This is a genomic window from Alkalicoccus saliphilus (assembly GCF_003044065.1).
Taxonomy (GTDB): Bacteria; Bacillota; Bacilli; order Bacillales; family Salisediminibacteriaceae; genus Alkalicoccus; species Alkalicoccus saliphilus.
In genome coordinates this window covers 1-16776 of sequence record NZ_PZJJ01000005.1, presented here as the reverse complement: position 1 = coordinate 16776, position 16776 = coordinate 1, and the positions used below count along the sequence as shown (strand labels likewise).

Annotated in this window: 14 protein-coding genes; all 14 read left to right on the top strand. The window is 44.8% G+C overall.

Going from position 1 to position 16776, the window contains the following annotated elements; genetic code table 11:
• Nucleotides 1–136 precede the first annotated feature (136 nt).
• The 14 genes from tdh to C6Y45_RS04495 all read left to right on the top strand — a co-directional run bounded on the left by tdh (nucleotide 137) and on the right by C6Y45_RS04495 (nucleotide 16037).
• A complete protein-coding gene (gene tdh, locus C6Y45_RS04555) occupies nucleotides 137–1177 on the top strand; it encodes an L-threonine 3-dehydrogenase (protein WP_174703872.1) in 1041 nt (346 codons plus the stop codon).
• A gap of 19 nt (nucleotides 1178–1196) precedes the next feature.
• Nucleotides 1197–2375: a glycine C-acetyltransferase gene (locus C6Y45_RS04550; protein ID WP_107583853.1), complete on the top strand. Its 1179-nt coding sequence runs from the start codon at nucleotides 1197–1199 to the stop codon at nucleotides 2373–2375.
• Nucleotides 2376–2473: 98 nt separating this feature from the next.
• Nucleotides 2474–2626: a hypothetical protein gene (locus C6Y45_RS17360; RefSeq protein ID WP_160058132.1), complete on the top strand. Its 153-nt coding sequence runs from the start codon at nucleotides 2474–2476 to the stop codon at nucleotides 2624–2626.
• 105 nt (nucleotides 2627–2731) lie between these two features.
• Nucleotides 2732–4267 carry a tRNA (N6-isopentenyl adenosine(37)-C2)-methylthiotransferase MiaB gene (gene miaB, locus C6Y45_RS04545; protein WP_107583852.1) on the top strand — a complete coding sequence of 512 codons (1536 nt, stop codon included), beginning with the start codon at nucleotides 2732–2734 and terminating at the stop codon, nucleotides 4265–4267.
• A 2-nt stretch (nucleotides 4268–4269) separates the two neighbouring features.
• Nucleotides 4270–4692 carry a YlbF/YmcA family competence regulator gene (locus C6Y45_RS04540; protein WP_107583851.1) on the top strand — a complete coding sequence of 141 codons (423 nt, stop codon included), beginning with the start codon at nucleotides 4270–4272 and terminating at the stop codon, nucleotides 4690–4692.
• Nucleotides 4693–4852: 160 nt separating this feature from the next.
• A complete protein-coding gene (gene mutS, locus C6Y45_RS04535) occupies nucleotides 4853–7393 on the top strand; it encodes a DNA mismatch repair protein MutS (protein ID WP_107583850.1) in 2541 nt (846 codons plus the stop codon).
• Nucleotides 7394–7406: 13 nt separating this feature from the next.
• Nucleotides 7407–9284 (top strand): DNA mismatch repair endonuclease MutL, encoded by a 1878-nt coding sequence (gene mutL / locus C6Y45_RS04530; protein ID WP_107583849.1) that lies wholly within the window; start codon nucleotides 7407–7409, stop codon nucleotides 9282–9284.
• Nucleotides 9284–10090 carry a class I SAM-dependent methyltransferase gene (locus tag C6Y45_RS04525; protein ID WP_107583848.1) on the top strand — a complete coding sequence of 269 codons (807 nt, stop codon included), beginning with the start codon at nucleotides 9284–9286 and terminating at the stop codon, nucleotides 10088–10090. Before mutL ends, C6Y45_RS04525 begins: the two co-directional genes overlap by 1 nt.
• Entirely contained in the window at nucleotides 10087–11022 is a 936-nt protein-coding gene (gene miaA, locus C6Y45_RS04520) for a tRNA (adenosine(37)-N6)-dimethylallyltransferase MiaA (protein ID WP_107583847.1), read from the top strand. Before C6Y45_RS04525 ends, miaA begins: the two co-directional genes overlap by 4 nt.
• Nucleotides 11023–11055: 33 nt before the next feature.
• On the top strand, nucleotides 11056–11292 hold the full coding sequence (gene hfq / locus C6Y45_RS04515; RefSeq protein WP_107583846.1) for an RNA chaperone Hfq: 237 nt from the start codon (nucleotides 11056–11058) through the stop codon (nucleotides 11290–11292).
• A gap of 195 nt (nucleotides 11293–11487) precedes the next feature.
• Entirely contained in the window at nucleotides 11488–12732 is a 1245-nt protein-coding gene (hflX, locus tag C6Y45_RS04510) for a GTPase HflX (RefSeq protein WP_107583845.1), read from the top strand.
• Between the two features lie 48 nt (nucleotides 12733–12780).
• Nucleotides 12781–14037, top strand: a complete 1257-nt coding sequence (locus C6Y45_RS04505) for a methionine gamma-lyase family protein (protein ID WP_107583844.1) — start codon at nucleotides 12781–12783, stop codon at nucleotides 14035–14037.
• 240 nt (nucleotides 14038–14277) lie between these two features.
• The gene (glnA, locus tag C6Y45_RS04500; RefSeq protein WP_107583843.1) at nucleotides 14278–15621 is read left to right on the top strand and encodes a type I glutamate--ammonia ligase; all 1344 of its coding nucleotides are present in this window, start codon (nucleotides 14278–14280) and stop codon (nucleotides 15619–15621) included.
• 230 nt (nucleotides 15622–15851) lie between these two features.
• A complete protein-coding gene (locus C6Y45_RS04495; protein ID WP_107583842.1) occupies nucleotides 15852–16037 on the top strand; it encodes a hypothetical protein in 186 nt (61 codons plus the stop codon).
• Nucleotides 16038–16776: the final 739 nt, after the last annotated feature.

Sequence of the window (16776 nt, the reverse complement as noted above, 5' to 3'; positions counted from 1 at the left end):
AAATCACAAGAAAAGCACTAAATTTACTATTATTATTTACATGGTGAGCGTATGTGTTTTTGAGGAGGACAGTACAGTTGAGGCACACAACAAGCCGTGCTACACTTAAGGCAGCTTATTAAAGGTGGCGAGTAATGTGCAGAAATCAATGAAAGCAATTGTGAAATCCGCCCGGGGAAAAGGAGCAGAACTTCAGCGTGTACCGGTACCTGACTGCGGTCCGCAGGAGGTGCTTATACAGGTGAAAGCAACTTCCATCTGCGGGACAGATGTTCATATTTATGAATGGGATGAATGGTCCCAAAGCAGGGTTAATCCTCCTTACATATTTGGCCATGAATTCTCCGGAATAGTAGTGGAAAAAGGAAATCTTGTTCAAAATGTGGAAATCGGTGATCATGTTTCCGCAGAAACTCATATCGTTTGCGGACACTGTCCTCAATGCATGACAGGTAATGCTCACATCTGCCAGAATACGGAGATTATCGGTGTAGACCGTGACGGCTGTTTCGCTGAATACGTTGTACTTCCTTCAGAAAATCTGTGGAAGAATGATCCCTCGCTCCCATGGGACGAAGCCAGTGTTCAGGAACCTATGGGTAATGCTGTACATACGGTACTGGCAGGGGATGTAGTGGGAAAAACGGTGGCGATTATAGGCTGCGGACCAATTGGTCTTATGGCGGCAGCGGTAGCGAAAGCAGCCGGAGCATCACGGGTATTTGCTTTTGATCTTAACGATTACCGGCTCGAGCTTGCAAGAAAGATGGGAGCTACAGACATTATTAATTCACTGAATGCTGATCCGCTTCATATTGTTAAACAGGAAACCGGAGGTGCAGGAGTAGACGTAGTCTGCGAAATGAGCGGTCATCCGGCAGCGATGAACCAGGGATTTAAGATGGTTACGAACGGAGGCCGTATCTCGATACTCAGTCTACCTGTGCGCCCTGTAGAAATTGATGTCACAAATGATATCGTCTTTAAAGGAATTACTGTCCAGGGAATTACAGGCAGACGTATGTTTCAGACGTGGCAGCAGACAGCGGGTCTGCTTCAATCAGGCCAGGTCGATGTGAAACAAATGATTACTCACCATTTTCCTCTGGAGGAATTTGATAAAGGCTTTCAGCTAATGCTCGAAGGCAACTGTGGTAAAGTTATACTACACCCATAACAGAAAGGAATGAGCAATATTGAAGGGTTTTGAATATTTAGAACAGGAACTGGAGCAGATGAAAAAAGATGGTGTTTACCGTCAGCTTGTGCCTATTGAATCAGATCAGGGGGCGAAAGTTACGATAGATGGGAAAGAACTGATTCAGCTCTCTTCCAATAACTATCTCGGACTTACGACGCATCCAAGATTGAAGCTGGCAGCGGTAAGAGCCGCGGATGAATACGGTGCGGGGACCGGCTCGGTAAGAACAATTGCCGGAACATTTACGATGCACAACGAATTTGAGGAAAAACTTGCAGAATTTAAACATACGGAAGCAACGCTTGTACTGCAGTCGGGATTTACCGCTAATCAGGCGGTACTTGCATCACTTCTTACAAAGGAAGACGTCGTGATTTCTGATGAGCTGAATCATGCCTCTATTATTGACGGTATACGGCTGACAAAGGCTGCGAGAAAAATTTATAAACATGTGGACATGGAAAGTCTCGAAAAAGCCCTGAAAGAAACTTCCGGCTACAGAAAGCGCCTCGTAGTTACGGATGGAGTATTTTCCATGGATGGTAATATTGCCCCACTTCCGGAGATTGTTGAACTTTGTGAAAAGTATGATGCGCTCATAATGGTTGATGATGCACATGCGAGCGGGGTTCTCGGAAGAAACGGCCGGGGAACGGTAGATCATTTTGACCTTAATGGGCGCGTTCATATTCAGGTAGGTACACTTAGTAAAGCAGTAGGCGTGCTCGGCGGCTATATTGCAAGCACCCAATCCGTGAGAGACTACCTGATTCATAAAGGACGTCCGTTTTTATTCAGTACGTCACACCCACCGGCAGTAACAGCAGCCTGCATGGAGGCAGTGAATGTGCTTCTCGAAGAACCTGAGCTTATTGAAAAGCTTTGGGATAACACACGCTACTTTAAAGATAAGCTGAAGAAAATAGGTTTTGACACAGGCAGAAGTGAAACCCCGATTACCCCGGTAATTGTCGGTGACGAAGCAAAAGCCCACCAGCTGTCAGATAAGCTGAAAGAATACGGAGTCTTTGCCCAGGGCATCGCTTTTCCAACCGTTGCGAAAGGCATGGCGCGCGTGAGAACAATTGTAACAGCAGAACATTCCAGAGAAATTCTCGACGAGGCACTGGATGCATTTGAAAAAGCCGGAAGAGAATTAAATATTCTATCATAAATGAGATATAAGAGTTAAAAATTTTAAGTACCGTTATGGCGAGAGCTGGTCAGAATCACTGACCGGCTCTTTTATGTAATAGTTTTTGAGAGCCCGGCATGTATGAAGGTAATATGGCTTTAAGTGGCGGCTTTAATAATAAAACAAAATTTAAAGCGACATCTATTTTCGCTCTTATAAAGGGATTTTCGACAGCACCTCTATGTTTTTCCACTTCCGGTAAAATACTTATTCGTATCCCGGGGTTATAAAACGTTAAAAGTCACTATGTAAAAGAAAATGTGTTAAGGTTGTGCCGTGCCCGAAAACCATCTATAATTATAGGCTGACAGCTTAACAATAAAGGAGCGCATCGTATGAATGAAGAACAGCGTAAACAACAGGCAGGCACAGGCGATGCTGAACATAAGAAGAAAAAAGAAACAAAAGATTATTCACAGTACTTTGAAACAACATACGTACCGCCCAGCCTGAAACAGGCGAAAAAGCGTGGAAAAGAAGATGTGGAAATACATTATGATTTTGACGTTCCGGAAGACATGCAGGGCATAGGTCACGGCAAGAAATTTTTAATTCGCACTTACGGTTGTCAGATGAATGAGCACGATTCAGAGAATATGGCCGGCATCCTCATGCGCATGGGATTTGAATCAACTGCCGTCACAGAGGAAGCTGACGTCATTCTGATCAATACGTGTGCCATCCGTGAAAATGCTGAAAATAAAGTTTTTGGAGAAATCGGCCACCTGAAGAATTTAAAGAGAGATAATCCAGGACTTGTCATAGGTGTATGCGGATGCATGTCCCAGGAAGAATCTGTAGTGAACCGCATTCTGCAGAAACACCAGCAGGTAGACTTGATTTTCGGAACACACAATATCCACCGTCTCCCGGAGCTTTTGAAAAATGCGATCTTTAACAAAGAAATGGTCGTGGAAGTCTGGTCAAAAGAAGGGGATATTATTGAGAATATGCCCCGGGCCCGAAAAGGTAAGATTCAAGGCTGGGTAAACATTATGTACGGATGTGATAAATTCTGTACATACTGTATCGTTCCTTACACAAGAGGTAAAGAACGAAGCAGACGTCCGGAGGATATTATTGAAGAAGTAAGACACCTTGCGAGAAACGGCTATAAAGAAATTACGCTTCTCGGTCAAAATGTTAATGCATACGGAAAAGACCTGGCGGACATTAATTACGGCCTGGGTGATCTTATGGAAGAAATTCAAAAGATTGATATTCCAAGAGTCCGCTTTACAACAAGCCATCCACGGGATTTCGATGATCATCTGATCGAAGTGCTGGGCAGAGGTGGAAACCTCGTGGAGCATATCCATCTACCGGTGCAGAGCGGTAACAACCAAATACTGAAGCTGATGGCAAGAAAATATACGAGGGAATCCTATATTGAACTTGCAGAAAAAATTAAAAAGGCTGTACCGAATGCTTCTTTCACTACGGACATTATTGTAGGTTTCCCTAACGAAACAGAGGAGCAGTTTGAAGATACAATGTCTCTGGTCCGTGAAATGGAGTACGACAGTGCTTTTACGTACATTTATTCCCCGCGTGAAGGTACGCCTGCCGAAAAAATGGAGGACAATGTGCCCCACGATGTAAAAAGGCAGCGGCTGGCGCGTTTGAACGCACTTGTCAACGATCTTTCAGCGGAGAAAAATAAACAGTACAGCGGCAAAACCGTTGAGGTGCTTGTGGAAGGTGAAAGCAAGAAAGATCCGGAAGTGCTGAGCGGCCGTACAAGAACGAACCGTCTTGTTAACTTCCGTGGTTCAAAATCTCTGATTGGAGAAATTGTACACGTACACGTTACAGAAGCAAAAACATGGTCTCTAAACGGAGAACTTACAGAAACTGCAGAGGTGAATTAATAATGGCAGAGTACTATACAAAAAAACAAATTATGGAAGAAGCGCGTGGTCTTGCTGATAAAATAGCAGAAACAGAAGAAGTTGATTTTTTCAAACGTGCTGAACATCAAATTAACGATCACTTAAAAGTTCAGGAAATCATCGGCAAAATTAAATCCCTGCAGAAAGAAGCAGTTAATTTAAAGCACTATGAAAAATCAGAAGCGCTCAAGGCCACAGATGAGAAAATAGATGCCCTTCAGGACGAGCTTGATCAAATACCGCTCGTTCAGGAATTTAAGCAGTCCCAGATGGAAGTAAACGAGCTTCTTCAGATGGTAAGCAATACAATTTCCAATACTGTCACACAGAAAATTATTGAATCCACGGGCGGGGACCTGCTCAAGGGTACAACGACTAAGAATCCGTTTGATCACGGCTGTTAATGAAAAATGAGGCTGTCCCGTTTCTTTGGGACAGCCTTTTTAATCGGTCTGCCGTGCTATAATAGCAGTAATGGATCCAATAAATAGAGCAGCGTCATCACCTGATAAATTAATTTTATATAAACAGAAAACAAGAATATGAGGAAAGTTGGCTGATAGTATGACTCAGAGTACACCAATGATGAAACAGTACGAAAAAATAAAATCGGAATATGAGGATGCATTCCTTTTTTTTCGTCTTGGTGATTTCTATGAATTGTTTCATGATGATGCTCTTAAAGCAGCCAGGGAGCTTGAAATAACGCTCACGAAAAGGGGAAAGGGGGACAGTGCGATTCCAATGTGCGGCGTCCCCCATCATTCCTCGGAACAATACATTTCCCAGCTTATTTCCAAAGGATATAAAGTAGCTGTCTGTGAGCAGACGGAAGATCCTGCTGCAGCAAAAGGGGTAGTAAAAAGAGAAGTAGTCCAGGTAATTACTCCCGGAACTGTGATGGACGGAAAATCACTGCATGATCAGAGCAATCAATATGTTGTTTCAGTGGAAAAAAACGAAGGACTGTACGCTGTATGTGCAGCTGATATTTCGACAGGAGAAATGTTTATTACAGGAGTGGACGAAGAAATACTGGCACTTGAGGAAGCTGTTTCCTTTGATCCGAGAGAAATAGTTCTTCCGGGAAACGTATCAGATTCTTTTTCCAGCAGGATAAAAACACGCACCGGGGCTGCAGTTTCTCTTACCGGGAAACCCTCTATGAGAAACGAGGATGAAGTCCTCCTGAGTAATATTCCAGATAAACGTCTATGGCCGGGTGCCTTCAGGCTGATTACTTATTTTTCCGAAACGACTAAAAGGGCGCTCTCCCATCTGCAGAAAGCTGTATATTATGAAGCGGCACAATTTCTTTCGATCGACAGTTATTCGCGCAGAAATCTGGAAATAACTGAGACGATGAGAGACCGGAAAAAAAACGGATCGCTTCTGCATGTTCTTGACCAGACAGAGACAGCAATGGGAGCACGCCGCATGAAACGATGGCTTGAACGGCCTTCCATTCATAAAGAAACGGCAGAACGACGCCAGAGTCTGACAGCTTCTTTCGTAGACCACTTCATGGATCGGGAAACCGTCCGCGAGCAGCTGCGCGGTGTATATGATCTGGAAAGACTCAGCGGAAGAGTAGCTTTCGGTAATGTCAATGGCAGAGATCTTATCCAGCTTAAAAAGTCACTGCAGCAGATTCCCTATATCATCGAAACGATGAAAGGTGTTAATAACAGCTACGCAGATGAGCTGCTTGCTTCCATGGAAAGTCCAGAACCGCTTGTGCAGCTGCTCGATGCAAGCATTAAGGAAAACTGTCCTCCGTCTATCACAGAAGGAAATCTTATTAAAGACGGGTATAATGATAAACTGGATGAATATCGTTCTGCTATGACCAACGGAAAAAGCTGGCTCGCGGAGCTGGAAGCAAAAGAAAAAGAAGCTACCGGCATAAAATCTATGAAAGTAGGTTTCAACAAAGTTTTCGGATATTATATCGAAGTTTCAAGAGCGAACCTGAAATACTTACCGGAAGGACGGTATGAAAGAAAGCAGACACTTTCCAACGCTGAAAGATATATTACTCCTGAGCTGAAAGAAAAAGAAACGATCATTCTGGAAGCGGAGGAAAAAGCCGAAAAACTTGAGTACGATTTGTTTTTGACAGTCCGTGAAAAAGTCAAAAGTTATATTCATGTTATACAGGAAACAGCTAAAACTTTAAGTATTATTGATGTGCTTCAAAGTTTTGCAGAAACAGCCGAAACATGTCATTATGTAAAACCGTCATTTACTGATGAGCGTCGTATTGAACTCGAAAACAGCAGGCATCCGGTAGTAGAACAGACCATTGATGCCGGTGAATACGTAGCCAACGATCTGCTTCTGCACGATGAAAGAGAAATGCTTTTAATAACTGGACCGAATATGGCCGGTAAAAGTACGTATATGCGGCAGCTCGCACTTATCGTAGTTATGGCACAGGCCGGATCCTTTGTACCGGCAGACCGGGCTGTACTGCCGATGTTTGATCATATTTTTACCCGTATCGGTGCTGCTGATGATCTCTCCCAGGGTCAGAGTACATTTATGGTCGAGATGCTCGAAACAAAACAGGCGGTGGAACGGGCCACTTCCAGCAGCCTGATTCTACTTGATGAAATCGGGAGGGGAACTTCCACGTACGATGGAATGGCCCTTGCTCAGGCAGTTATTGAATTTATTCATAATGAAATAAGAGCGATGACTCTTTTTTCCACTCATTACCATGAACTGACCCGCCTGAGCGGAGAGTTAAAACGGCTCCGCAATGTACACGTCTCTGCGAGAGAAGAAAATGGCAGTCTGACTTTCCTCCATAAAGTGGTCGAAGGGGCAGCGGATAAGAGCTATGGAATTCATGTAGCTAAACTTGCCGATCTGCCGTCCGGGCTGATATCGAGAGCGGCTGAAATACTCACTTCCCTTGAAAGTGAAAGCAGAGACAGGCGGGCTGATCCCCCGGAAGATAATGCAGTGCAGCAGCTTTCTCTTTTTCCCGAAGAAAAAAACCATCCTGTACTGGATGAGCTGAAAAAAACTGACCTTATGCAGATGACTCCACTTCAGGCAATGCAGCTGATTGACGATCTGCAGAGGAAACTAAAGTAAAGGAGGCGTGGAAATGGGACGAATTGTTCAGCTGGACGAAAAGCTTTCCAATAAAATTGCAGCCGGAGAAGTAGTGGAAAGACCGGCCTCCGTAGTGAAAGAGCTCGTAGAAAATGCTATGGATGCCAACAGCAGCAAAATCAGGGTAGACGTGTCGGAAGGCGGCCTTTCCAGTATCCGCGTCCTCGATAATGGCGAAGGTATTCTCCCGGAAGACAGAGAAACTGCTTTTTTCAGGCATGCGACGAGCAAAATTAAAACGGACAGAGACCTTTTCCGTATTGGAACACTCGGGTTCCGGGGCGAAGCACTTCCAAGTATAGCTTCGGTCGCTGAAGTGACACTAAAAACGTGCGCCGGGGAATCGGAAGGAGAAAAAATAACTGTAAAAGGCGGACAGATTACGGAGAGGATAACAGCTCCTCCAAGGCAGGGGACAGAAATTGTTGTCCGGGATTTGTTTTATAATACGCCTGCCCGGCTGAAGTATATGCGTACAGTATACACGGAGCTTGGCCACATAAGTGACGTCGTTAACAGAATGGCTCTTGCGAGACCGGATATAGCGTTTGAATTATGGAGCGATGACAGAAAAATGCTGAAAACTGCCGGTCATAATGACCTTCTGCGTGTGTTAAATGAAGTATACGGCAGAGCAGTCGTTAAAGAAATGAAGTATGTCAAAGCTTCTTCTGAAGATTTTCAGGTAACGGGGTACATTGCAGCTCCCAGCGAAGCGAGATCCAACCGGTCGTATATGACTACCATTTTGAATGGAAGGTACATTAAAAACCCGGCACTGACAAAAGCAGTACAGACAGGGTATGCCACGCTGCTTCCTGTTGGCCGTTTTCCTATCGTTTGTCTTCACATTACGATGAATCCGCTTCTTGTGGATGTTAATGTTCATCCTTCCAAAATGGAAGTGCGGCTGAGTAAGGAAAGAGCGCTGCAGGAGCTTGTGTCGGAAGCAGTAAAAGAAGTTTGGGAGAATACGAGATTGATTCCAGAAATGAGCAGTCCGGAAAAAAGCACTCCTAAACCGGAGCAGATGTCCCTGAATTTCCAGGAGCAGAACAGCGCCTCCGTAAAAAAACAAGCGGAAGGAAATCAAACTTATAAAGTTCCGAAAAACAAAGAATCCATCTTTTCTCCGGACGTGTCAAAAGCGGTTTCTAATAGCAAAGAAAACGAAGGAACCGGTGATTTCACCAGAAGTCAAACGGACAGCATACATTCGACAATTCGTGACCCGGAAATAGAGAGTGTGTCTGAGGAGGTACATTCCCCGACAGTTGAGAGTGCTGAAATTCCTGCTCTCTATCCGATCGGTCAGCTGCACGGCACGTATATACTGGCGCAGAACGAAAGCGGCTTTTACATGATCGATCAGCACGCAGCACAGGAAAGAATTAATTACGAATATTATGCAGACAAACTGAAGCAGCCGTCCAATCAGCTTCAGGAGCTCCTCGTTCCACTGACACTGGAAGTAACAGCTTCAGAAACGGGTATGCTCAATGGAAATAAGGAAGAACTGGAAAAAGTGGGACTGTTTCTGGAGCCGTTCGGCACTAACACCTTCTTAATAAGGGCCTATCCGGAATGGTTTCCACCGGGGGAGGAAAAAGAAACCATTCAGGAAATGATTGAACATATACAAAAAGCCGGCAAAGTGGACATCGGATTAATCAGGGACGAAGCAGCGGCAATGATGTCGTGTAAAGGAGCGATTAAAGCAAATCATTATCTGCGTCAGGAGGATATGGAAGCCCTTCTCGTCGAATGGAGAAAATGCCGTAATCCCTACACCTGCCCCCACGGCAGACCCGTCATGGTCCAGTACACAATTTATGAAATAGAAAAGATGTTCAAACGGGTGATGAATTAATGGAGGCCCCGCAGAAAGCGGTGGTTACTACAGCAGCCAAACAGGAGAAACTTCTTAGCAAAAAAGCCAGAGAGCTCGCAAAAATGTATAACTTTCCATTTGTTCCGAGAAGAAAACAGCCGCTGGCAGATATTATAAATACTTGGAATCTTCCGGTTATTATCTACGGGAAAATAAGACTTGAATTATATTTAGAACACAATTCACCCCCGTTCTTTTTTCATCCGAACACAGCAGCACTGAAAGTCAGGAAACTTGTTGAAGCTGGAACCAGCCCTTTAACAGAAACAGGGAAAATTAAACAGGGAGACGTTATCGTAGACTGTACGCTTGGATTAGGGGCTGACAGTCTGCTTATGGCAGCTGCTGCAGGGCCGGAAGGGAAAGTTACCGGAATTGAAAGCAGTAAGTTAACAGCCCTTATCGTTAAAGAAGGACTGCAGCACTTTCCAATGCCTCTGCAGGAACTTCAACAAGCGGCCTCAAGAATTAACGTTCTTCACGGGAGAGCAGAAACGATTTTAAGTGCGATGGAAAAAAACAGTGCGGATATCGTTTACCTGGATCCTATGTTTAACACGCCGCTTTCCAAAGCTTCGGGCATCGACCCTCTGCGGAAACTGGCTGACTATAACCCGGTGACAGAGGAATTAATACAGCTTGCTGTAAAAACGGCCAGCCGTGGAGTGGTTATTAAAGAACACACCAAAAGCCCAGTTTTTGAAAAGTACGGATTTACTGTGAAAAAAAGGAGAGGTGCTTCCTTTCAGTACGGATTTTTAACAGGAAAGGAGGGGGAAGGATGAAACAGCCGCTTATTGTGATTGTTGGACCGACGGCGGTTGGAAAAACGACAGCAGGTATAACGCTGGCCCAAAAATTTGAAGGAGAAATCATCAGCGGCGATTCCATGCAGGTTTACAAAGGTATGAATATCGGCACGGCCAAAGTTACTGAAAATGAAAAAAAAGAGATCCTTCACCATCTGATTGATATACGGTCTCCGGGGGAGGAATTTTCTGCAGCTGATTTTAAAAAAGAAGCAGAGACAGCGATCGAAGCCATCGCTTCAAAACATAAAATTCCAATTATTGTCGGTGGGACCGGTATGTACATTCAAAGTCTCCTGTATGGTTATTCTTTCGGACATTCCGACGAAGATCCCGAATACAGAAAAGAACTGGAACATACTGCCCAATTGCGCGGGGGAGACTATCTGCATCAGATTCTCACTCAAAAAGACAGACGGACAGCGGAAGCTGTCCACCCGAACAATGTCAGACGTGTCATACGTGCACTGGAAATTATCCATAGGACAAATGCACCAGTGCCGACTGAAGAGGAAAGAAAGAAACAAAGTCCATATAATATTATACCGGTCGGATTAACGATGGATAGAAAAGTCTTATATGAGCGTATTAATAAGCGCGTTGACGACATGATTAACTCAGGTCTCCTGGAAGAAGTGGCCCGCCTTGTAGAGATGGGATATGAAAATTCGAGGGCGATGCGGGCTATCGGTTACAAGGAACTTATCCCTGTAGTGAAAAAAGAACAGAGTCTGCAGGAAGCAGCAGAAATGCTGAAAATGAACTCAAGGCGCTTTGCAAAGCGGCAGTTGACATGGTTTCGTAATAAAATGCCCGTGGAGTGGTTTGATATGACGGTCGACAGGGAAGAAAAGCTACATGAAATAGAAGATTTTGTTGCAGGAGTTTTGACAACGGCGGAGAAATAATACTTATAACGCCTGAATGAGGGGGAACTTATAATGAAACAACAGCCTGTTAATATTCAAGACCAGTTTCTGAATCAGCTTCGAAAAGAAAACATTCCAGTTACTGTGTTTCTTCTGAACGGGTTTCAGCTCCGTGGACAAATAAAAAGTTTCGATAATTTTACGGTCATACTGGAAACCGACGGCAAACAGCAGCTGGTCTATAAGCATGCTATTTCTACTTTTTCCCCGCAGCGTAATGTTCAGCTCCAGCAGGACAAACCTTCCTGAGTCTTCGACTGAGTAAAGCCGGCAAAGAGTAATTGACGCTCTCTGCGGGCTTTTTTACCTTGAGGCAGTTTTTATTAAGCTGCCGCAGAGTTTTCAGATTGTATATTTTCAGCATGAAAAACTGTACAGCAAAAAAGTCTGCACAGTTGGGATGATAATTGACACGAACTGAGCATAGTGGAAAGGAGAAGCTGTATGAAGCAAAAAGAACGGGTCGTTGTCGTAGGAGTTAAAACGGAAAAAATGAGTGAAGAATCTTTTGCATACCGGATGGACGAGCTGAAGGCGCTTGCCGAGACAGCAGGCGGTGAAGTGAGAGGGACTGTCACCCAGGCGATGGATCACCCGAAAACCGGTACATATGTTGGAAAAGGTAAACTGGAAGAGATCGCAGCTGCCGCGGAGGAATGGGAGGCGGATCTGGTCATATTCAACGACGAACTCACACCCTCCCAGCTGAGAAACATCACTGACAGTATGGATGCAGCGGTCCTGGACCGGACGCAGCTGATTCTTGATATTTTCGCGCAGCGTGCGAATTCCCGGGAAGGTAAACTGCAGGTAGAGCTTGCACAGATGAGCTACACCCTTCCGAGACTTCGGGGCCAGGGGCATGTTCTTTCCCGTCTCGGAGGAGGGATAGGCACCAGGGGGCCGGGTGAAACAAAACTGGAAACGGATCAGAGACATATCCGGGACAGAATGACAGACCTGCGCCGCCAGCTTGATCAGGTAGCGAAGCACCGTGTGCAGTACCGGGAAAGACGCAAAGAAAATCAGGCGTTTCAAGTGGCCCTCATCGGTTATACGAACGCGGGGAAATCAACAATTCTTCATAAATTTTCCGAAGCGGACCTTTTGATGGAAGATAAACTTTTTGCCACACTGGATCCTACGACGAAAAAACTGACGCTCCCTTCCGGATTTGATATCTTAATGACGGATACTGTCGGATTTATTCAGCAGCTGCCTACGACTCTTGTGGCAGCTTTCCGGTCCACGCTCGAAGAAGTCAAGGAAGCAGACTATCTTCTTCACGTAGTGGATGCTTCCCATCCGGATGCTTTCAACCACGAAAAATCCGTTCTTGATTTGTTAAAAGAACTGGATGCGTCACACATTCCGATGCTGACAGTTTACAACAAACGGGATAAAATCCACGGGGATTTTGTCGCTTCTGTTTCGTCCGGCAATTCTGTACTGATCAGTGCCAATGAACCAGAAGACTTAAAAGAACTGATGAGAAGACTGGAAGAAGCAGTAACCTCAATTTTTCGACCTTACGTGACACGCTTTCCAGCAGAAGATGGAAAGAAGATTTATAAATTAAGAAGAGAAACGATTGTAAAAAAAGAGCTTTTTATGGAGGAAGATGAAACGTACGAAGTGAGAGGATATGCTCCTCCTTCTTCAGCGGTATATCATGAAATGCTCGAATAATGAAAGGTGGGACAGGGAAGTGGCCTGACACGGGCCGCTTCCTTAATCATGATGGAAAAAACCGAGATTAAAGCAGATGAGATTCATAAAGCGTTATTAACACGATTTTTCGAAATAGGAAAGATAGTGGAAAAAAATCAGGAAAGAGTATTGAGAGCTTTCAGACAGCAGCAGATATCTGAATTTCATTTTCAGGCTTCCACAGGATACGGGTATGATGACATCGGACGGGAGGCGCTCGAGAGGATATATGCCGATGTATTTGGAGGGGAGGCTGCCCTCGTAAGAAATCAATTTGTGTCCGGAACCCACGCCATCAGCACAGCTTTATACGGCGTATTAAGACCGGGAGATGAACTCATGTATATTACCGGAAGGCCATATGATACATTGGAGGAAATAATCGGTCTGCGGGGCCGTTCCGGCAGCGGTTCACTTAAGGAATATAACATTTCCTACCGGGAAGTAGAGCTTCAACACGGATTGATTGATACTGAAACGGTGCTGAAGTCGGTACGGGCTGAAACGAAAGTTCTCGGCATTCAACGGTCCTGCGGTTATGATAACCGTCCTTCCGTTAACGTCTCTGAAATTAGAAGAGCAGTTGAAGCGATTAAATCTGTTTATCCGGATATGATTATATTTGTAGATAACTGTTATGGAGAATTTGTCGAAACAGAAGAGCCCCCTCACTGTGGAGCGGACCTTACAGCAGGATCTCTTATAAAAAATCCCGGTGGCGGGCTCGCTAAAACAGGAGGTTACATTGTAGGGGACTCTTCCTTAATAGAGCAGTGCTCATTCAGGCTGACGGCGCCAGGAATTGGAGCAGAGGGAGGCGCGTCCCTTGGGCTGCTGAGGGACATGTATCAAGGATTTTTCATGGCGCCCCACACGGTAGGTGAAGCATTAAAAGGAGCTGTTTTTACATCAGCTTATCTTGGAGCACAAGGGATGGAGACATTTCCTGCACCGGAAGACGCCCGCACAGACTTAATTCAGTCAGTTTCATTTCCGACGAAGGAGTCGATGATAGCGTTCTGTCAGGCTGTGCAGTCCTGGTCGCCCGTTGATTCCCACGTAAAACCCCAGCCATCTCCCATGCCGGGATACGAGAGCGATGTCATTATGGCAGCAGGAGCTTTCACGCAGGGGGCTAGTATTGAACTTTCAGCGGATGGTCCACTGCGTGAACCGTACCGGGCTTATGTCCAGGGGGGACTTACTTTTGAACATGTCAAAACTGCTGTAGTCAACGCAGTGAAACAGCTTGAAGAAAACAGGATGTTGGGCAATAAATTGTAATTAATTGAAGCAAACTGAACGATATAAGAGCCCTTTTGGAACTGCAGAGTGTTTTCGGGCGAGAAAAAGCTGTAAAGCAGCACATGCATTGTCAGAAAATTTCCCTGTCAGAAAACCTGACAAAAGTGTGCATAACTTTTAAAAATGAGGGTATTATACAACTATCGCAGCGGATAATTCGTGTACAGTAATTAATAAACGGAGCTGCTGTTCAGATTATTGAAGGAGGAGAATGATTGCATGAGTAAAACGACTAGAAAAGACATCCTTAAAATGGCAGAAGAGGAAAATGTAAAATTTATCCGTCTGCAGTTCACTGACCTGCTTGGTATTATTAAAAACGTGGAAATTCCGGTGGATCAGCTGGAAAAAGCACTGGATAACCTGATGATGTTTGACGGATCTTCCATCGAAGGTTTTGTACGTATCGAAGAATCTGATATGTACCTTCACCCGGACCTTGATACGTGGGTAGTATTCCCGTGGACACCGGAAAAAGGGAAAGTAGCCCGTCTTATCTGTGATATTCATAACCCTGATAAAGACAGAACTCCATTTGAAGGAGATCCTCGGGGTGTTCTTAAAAAAGTACTTAAGGAAGCTGAAGAGCTTGGGTTCTCTGATTTTAATATCGGACCGGAACCGGAATTCTTCCTTTTCAAAAATGACGAAAATGGAGAACCTACACTTGAACTGAATGATAAGGGTGGATATTTCGACCTGGCACCTACAGACCTCGGCGAAAACTGCCGTCGTGATATCGTGCTTGAGCTGGAAGACATGGGCTTTGAAATTGAAGCTTCCCACCACGAAGTGGCACCGGGACAGCACGAAATTGATTTTAAATACGCTGATGCTGTAACAACATGCGATAATATCCAGACGTTCAAGCTGGTTGTTAAAACTATTGCACGTAAACACGGTCTGCACGCTACATTTATGCCAAAGCCGCTCTTCGGTGTGAACGGAAACGGAATGCACGCCAACATGTCCCTTTTCCGCAGCCCGAAAGACAATGCCTTTTACGATGAAAAAGCAGAAAACGGTCTGAGCGAAACAGCGATGCATTTCCTTGCAGGGATTTTAAAGCACGCAGATGCATTTACAGCAATCACGAATCCTACCGTTAATTCATATAAGCGTCTCGTACCTGGTTACGAAGCGCCGGTATATATTGCATGGTCCATGCGTAATCGTTCGCCGCTTGTACGTATTCCATCCTCACGCGGTCTGAGCACGAGAATTGAAGTGCGAAGCCCGGATCCTGCAGCAAACCCATATCTCGCTATGGCTGCCCTGCTGGCATCAGGACTTGATGGAGTTCGCAAAAAAATGGCTCCTCCGGAAGAAACAAACCGCAACATCTACGCGATGGATGCGAAAGAGCGTGCGGCAGAAGGAATTGATGCCCTTCCGGCTTCACTGAAAGAAGCAATTGAAGCTCTTGCGAAGGATGATACAATTACAAACGCTCTCGGTGGACACGCTGTTGAGCACTTCATCGAATCAAAAGAAATCGAATGGGATATGTTTAATACCCAGGTTCATCCATGGGAGCGCGAGCAGTATATCCAGACGTATTAAAAGCATAATTTAGAATGGAAAGACCCATTATGATCGGAAATGAAAAAGCGGTGCCGGATGTTTCCGGTACCGCTTTTTTTCTGAAATTGAAAGTATTTCGTATAATATGAAGGTTTTTCACTTTCCTTTAGTTTTTTCACGTTTTTTATCGGGTATACGTATTTATAGTACGGCAGATGTCCAGGCCGTCTTTAGGGTAGAAACGACTATTACTCAAAGGAGGAGTACTCATGAAAGTTACTGCTACTTATATTACAGGAGAAAATTCCAGTGGAAATGTTATCTGGGATCACAATAACAAGAAGAAAATCGATCTGGAAATTCCAGACAGTAAAAAGCAGGATGAGGAATTTGTTGAGCAGAAGATTGCAGAAAATGTAAGTGATCAAAATATTAAATTAGTACACTTTGAATAATCAATTAACCCGGAAACTTAAATAGTTTCCGGGTTTCAGAGTGTTGATTAAGTCTTGGTTTCAGAATCATTATTCTTCTGAGCGTATAGCTTTCTCCTGCACTCCCGAGCCTGCCGTGGGGCTCGTCATCAGCTGTTTGCCCTTCGGCCGTGTAGGATCTTCCGACTTCGCTTTATCCCACCGGCGTCCCCGCCGGTCGTTCCGGAGGAAGAAGCCTCTCCTGAATGGAAGAAAGGACGGAATCAACACATTTTTTAGAAGAGGAACCTTCTTTTTATTTTCCTGCTGGAGCTGCAGCAGGCGACTCCCTCGGGAAAGATTGATATGGCAGGGTTTAAGACCTATTTTTTTTATTTAAAAAATTTTTTTGAGCTTTCCTCCTTTATGAAGCAGAACACAAATAACCATTTGATGAAAATAATGGATAAATCAGGGACGCGCTGCGTAGGGAGTCTGTTAAAATACTTCCAATTCTTCCTGTGTTCGCAGGAGGTATCTCTGCTGGTATCAGGGGAACGCACCCTCCCATGTCTCTTGGCATCGTGTGCCCACATTCCTTCGTTGGATCTACCCTGATGCAGAGCCGGACGTTTACTCCGAGATGGACTGACTAAAGGATTAGCCGTCGAACGTCGCCTTTTTGCCGGTTCTCTCTGCCTGTATTGTTTTCTTACGAAATCAAGGGATGAAGCCGGACTGGGTTACGAAGCCTGCAAAGAGAGATGAGAAAGGTCCCTGA

Bases quoted from the DNA above. Each gene is read 5' to 3' on its own strand.
- C6Y45_RS17360 (WP_160058132.1), top strand. From the start codon at position 2,474: ATGTATGAAGGTAATATGGCTTTAAGTGGCGGCTTTAATAATAAAACA.
- miaB (WP_107583852.1), top strand. From the start codon at position 2,732: ATGAATGAAGAACAGCGTAAACAACAGGCAGGCACAGGCGATGCTGAA.
- C6Y45_RS04540 (WP_107583851.1), top strand. From the start codon at position 4,270: ATGGCAGAGTACTATACAAAAAAACAAATTATGGAAGAAGCGCGTGGT.
- mutS (WP_107583850.1), top strand. From the start codon at position 4,853: ATGACTCAGAGTACACCAATGATGAAACAGTACGAAAAAATAAAATCG.
- mutL (WP_107583849.1), top strand. From the start codon at position 7,407: ATGGGACGAATTGTTCAGCTGGACGAAAAGCTTTCCAATAAAATTGCA.
- C6Y45_RS04525 (WP_107583848.1), top strand. From the start codon at position 9,284: ATGGAGGCCCCGCAGAAAGCGGTGGTTACTACAGCAGCCAAACAGGAG.
- miaA (WP_107583847.1), top strand. From the start codon at position 10,087: ATGAAACAGCCGCTTATTGTGATTGTTGGACCGACGGCGGTTGGAAAA.
- hfq (WP_107583846.1), top strand. From the start codon at position 11,056: ATGAAACAACAGCCTGTTAATATTCAAGACCAGTTTCTGAATCAGCTT.
- hflX (WP_107583845.1), top strand. From the start codon at position 11,488: ATGAAGCAAAAAGAACGGGTCGTTGTCGTAGGAGTTAAAACGGAAAAA.
- C6Y45_RS04505 (WP_107583844.1), top strand. From the start codon at position 12,781: ATGATGGAAAAAACCGAGATTAAAGCAGATGAGATTCATAAAGCGTTA.
- glnA (WP_107583843.1), top strand. From the start codon at position 14,278: ATGAGTAAAACGACTAGAAAAGACATCCTTAAAATGGCAGAAGAGGAA.
- C6Y45_RS04495 (WP_107583842.1), top strand. From the start codon at position 15,852: ATGAAAGTTACTGCTACTTATATTACAGGAGAAAATTCCAGTGGAAAT.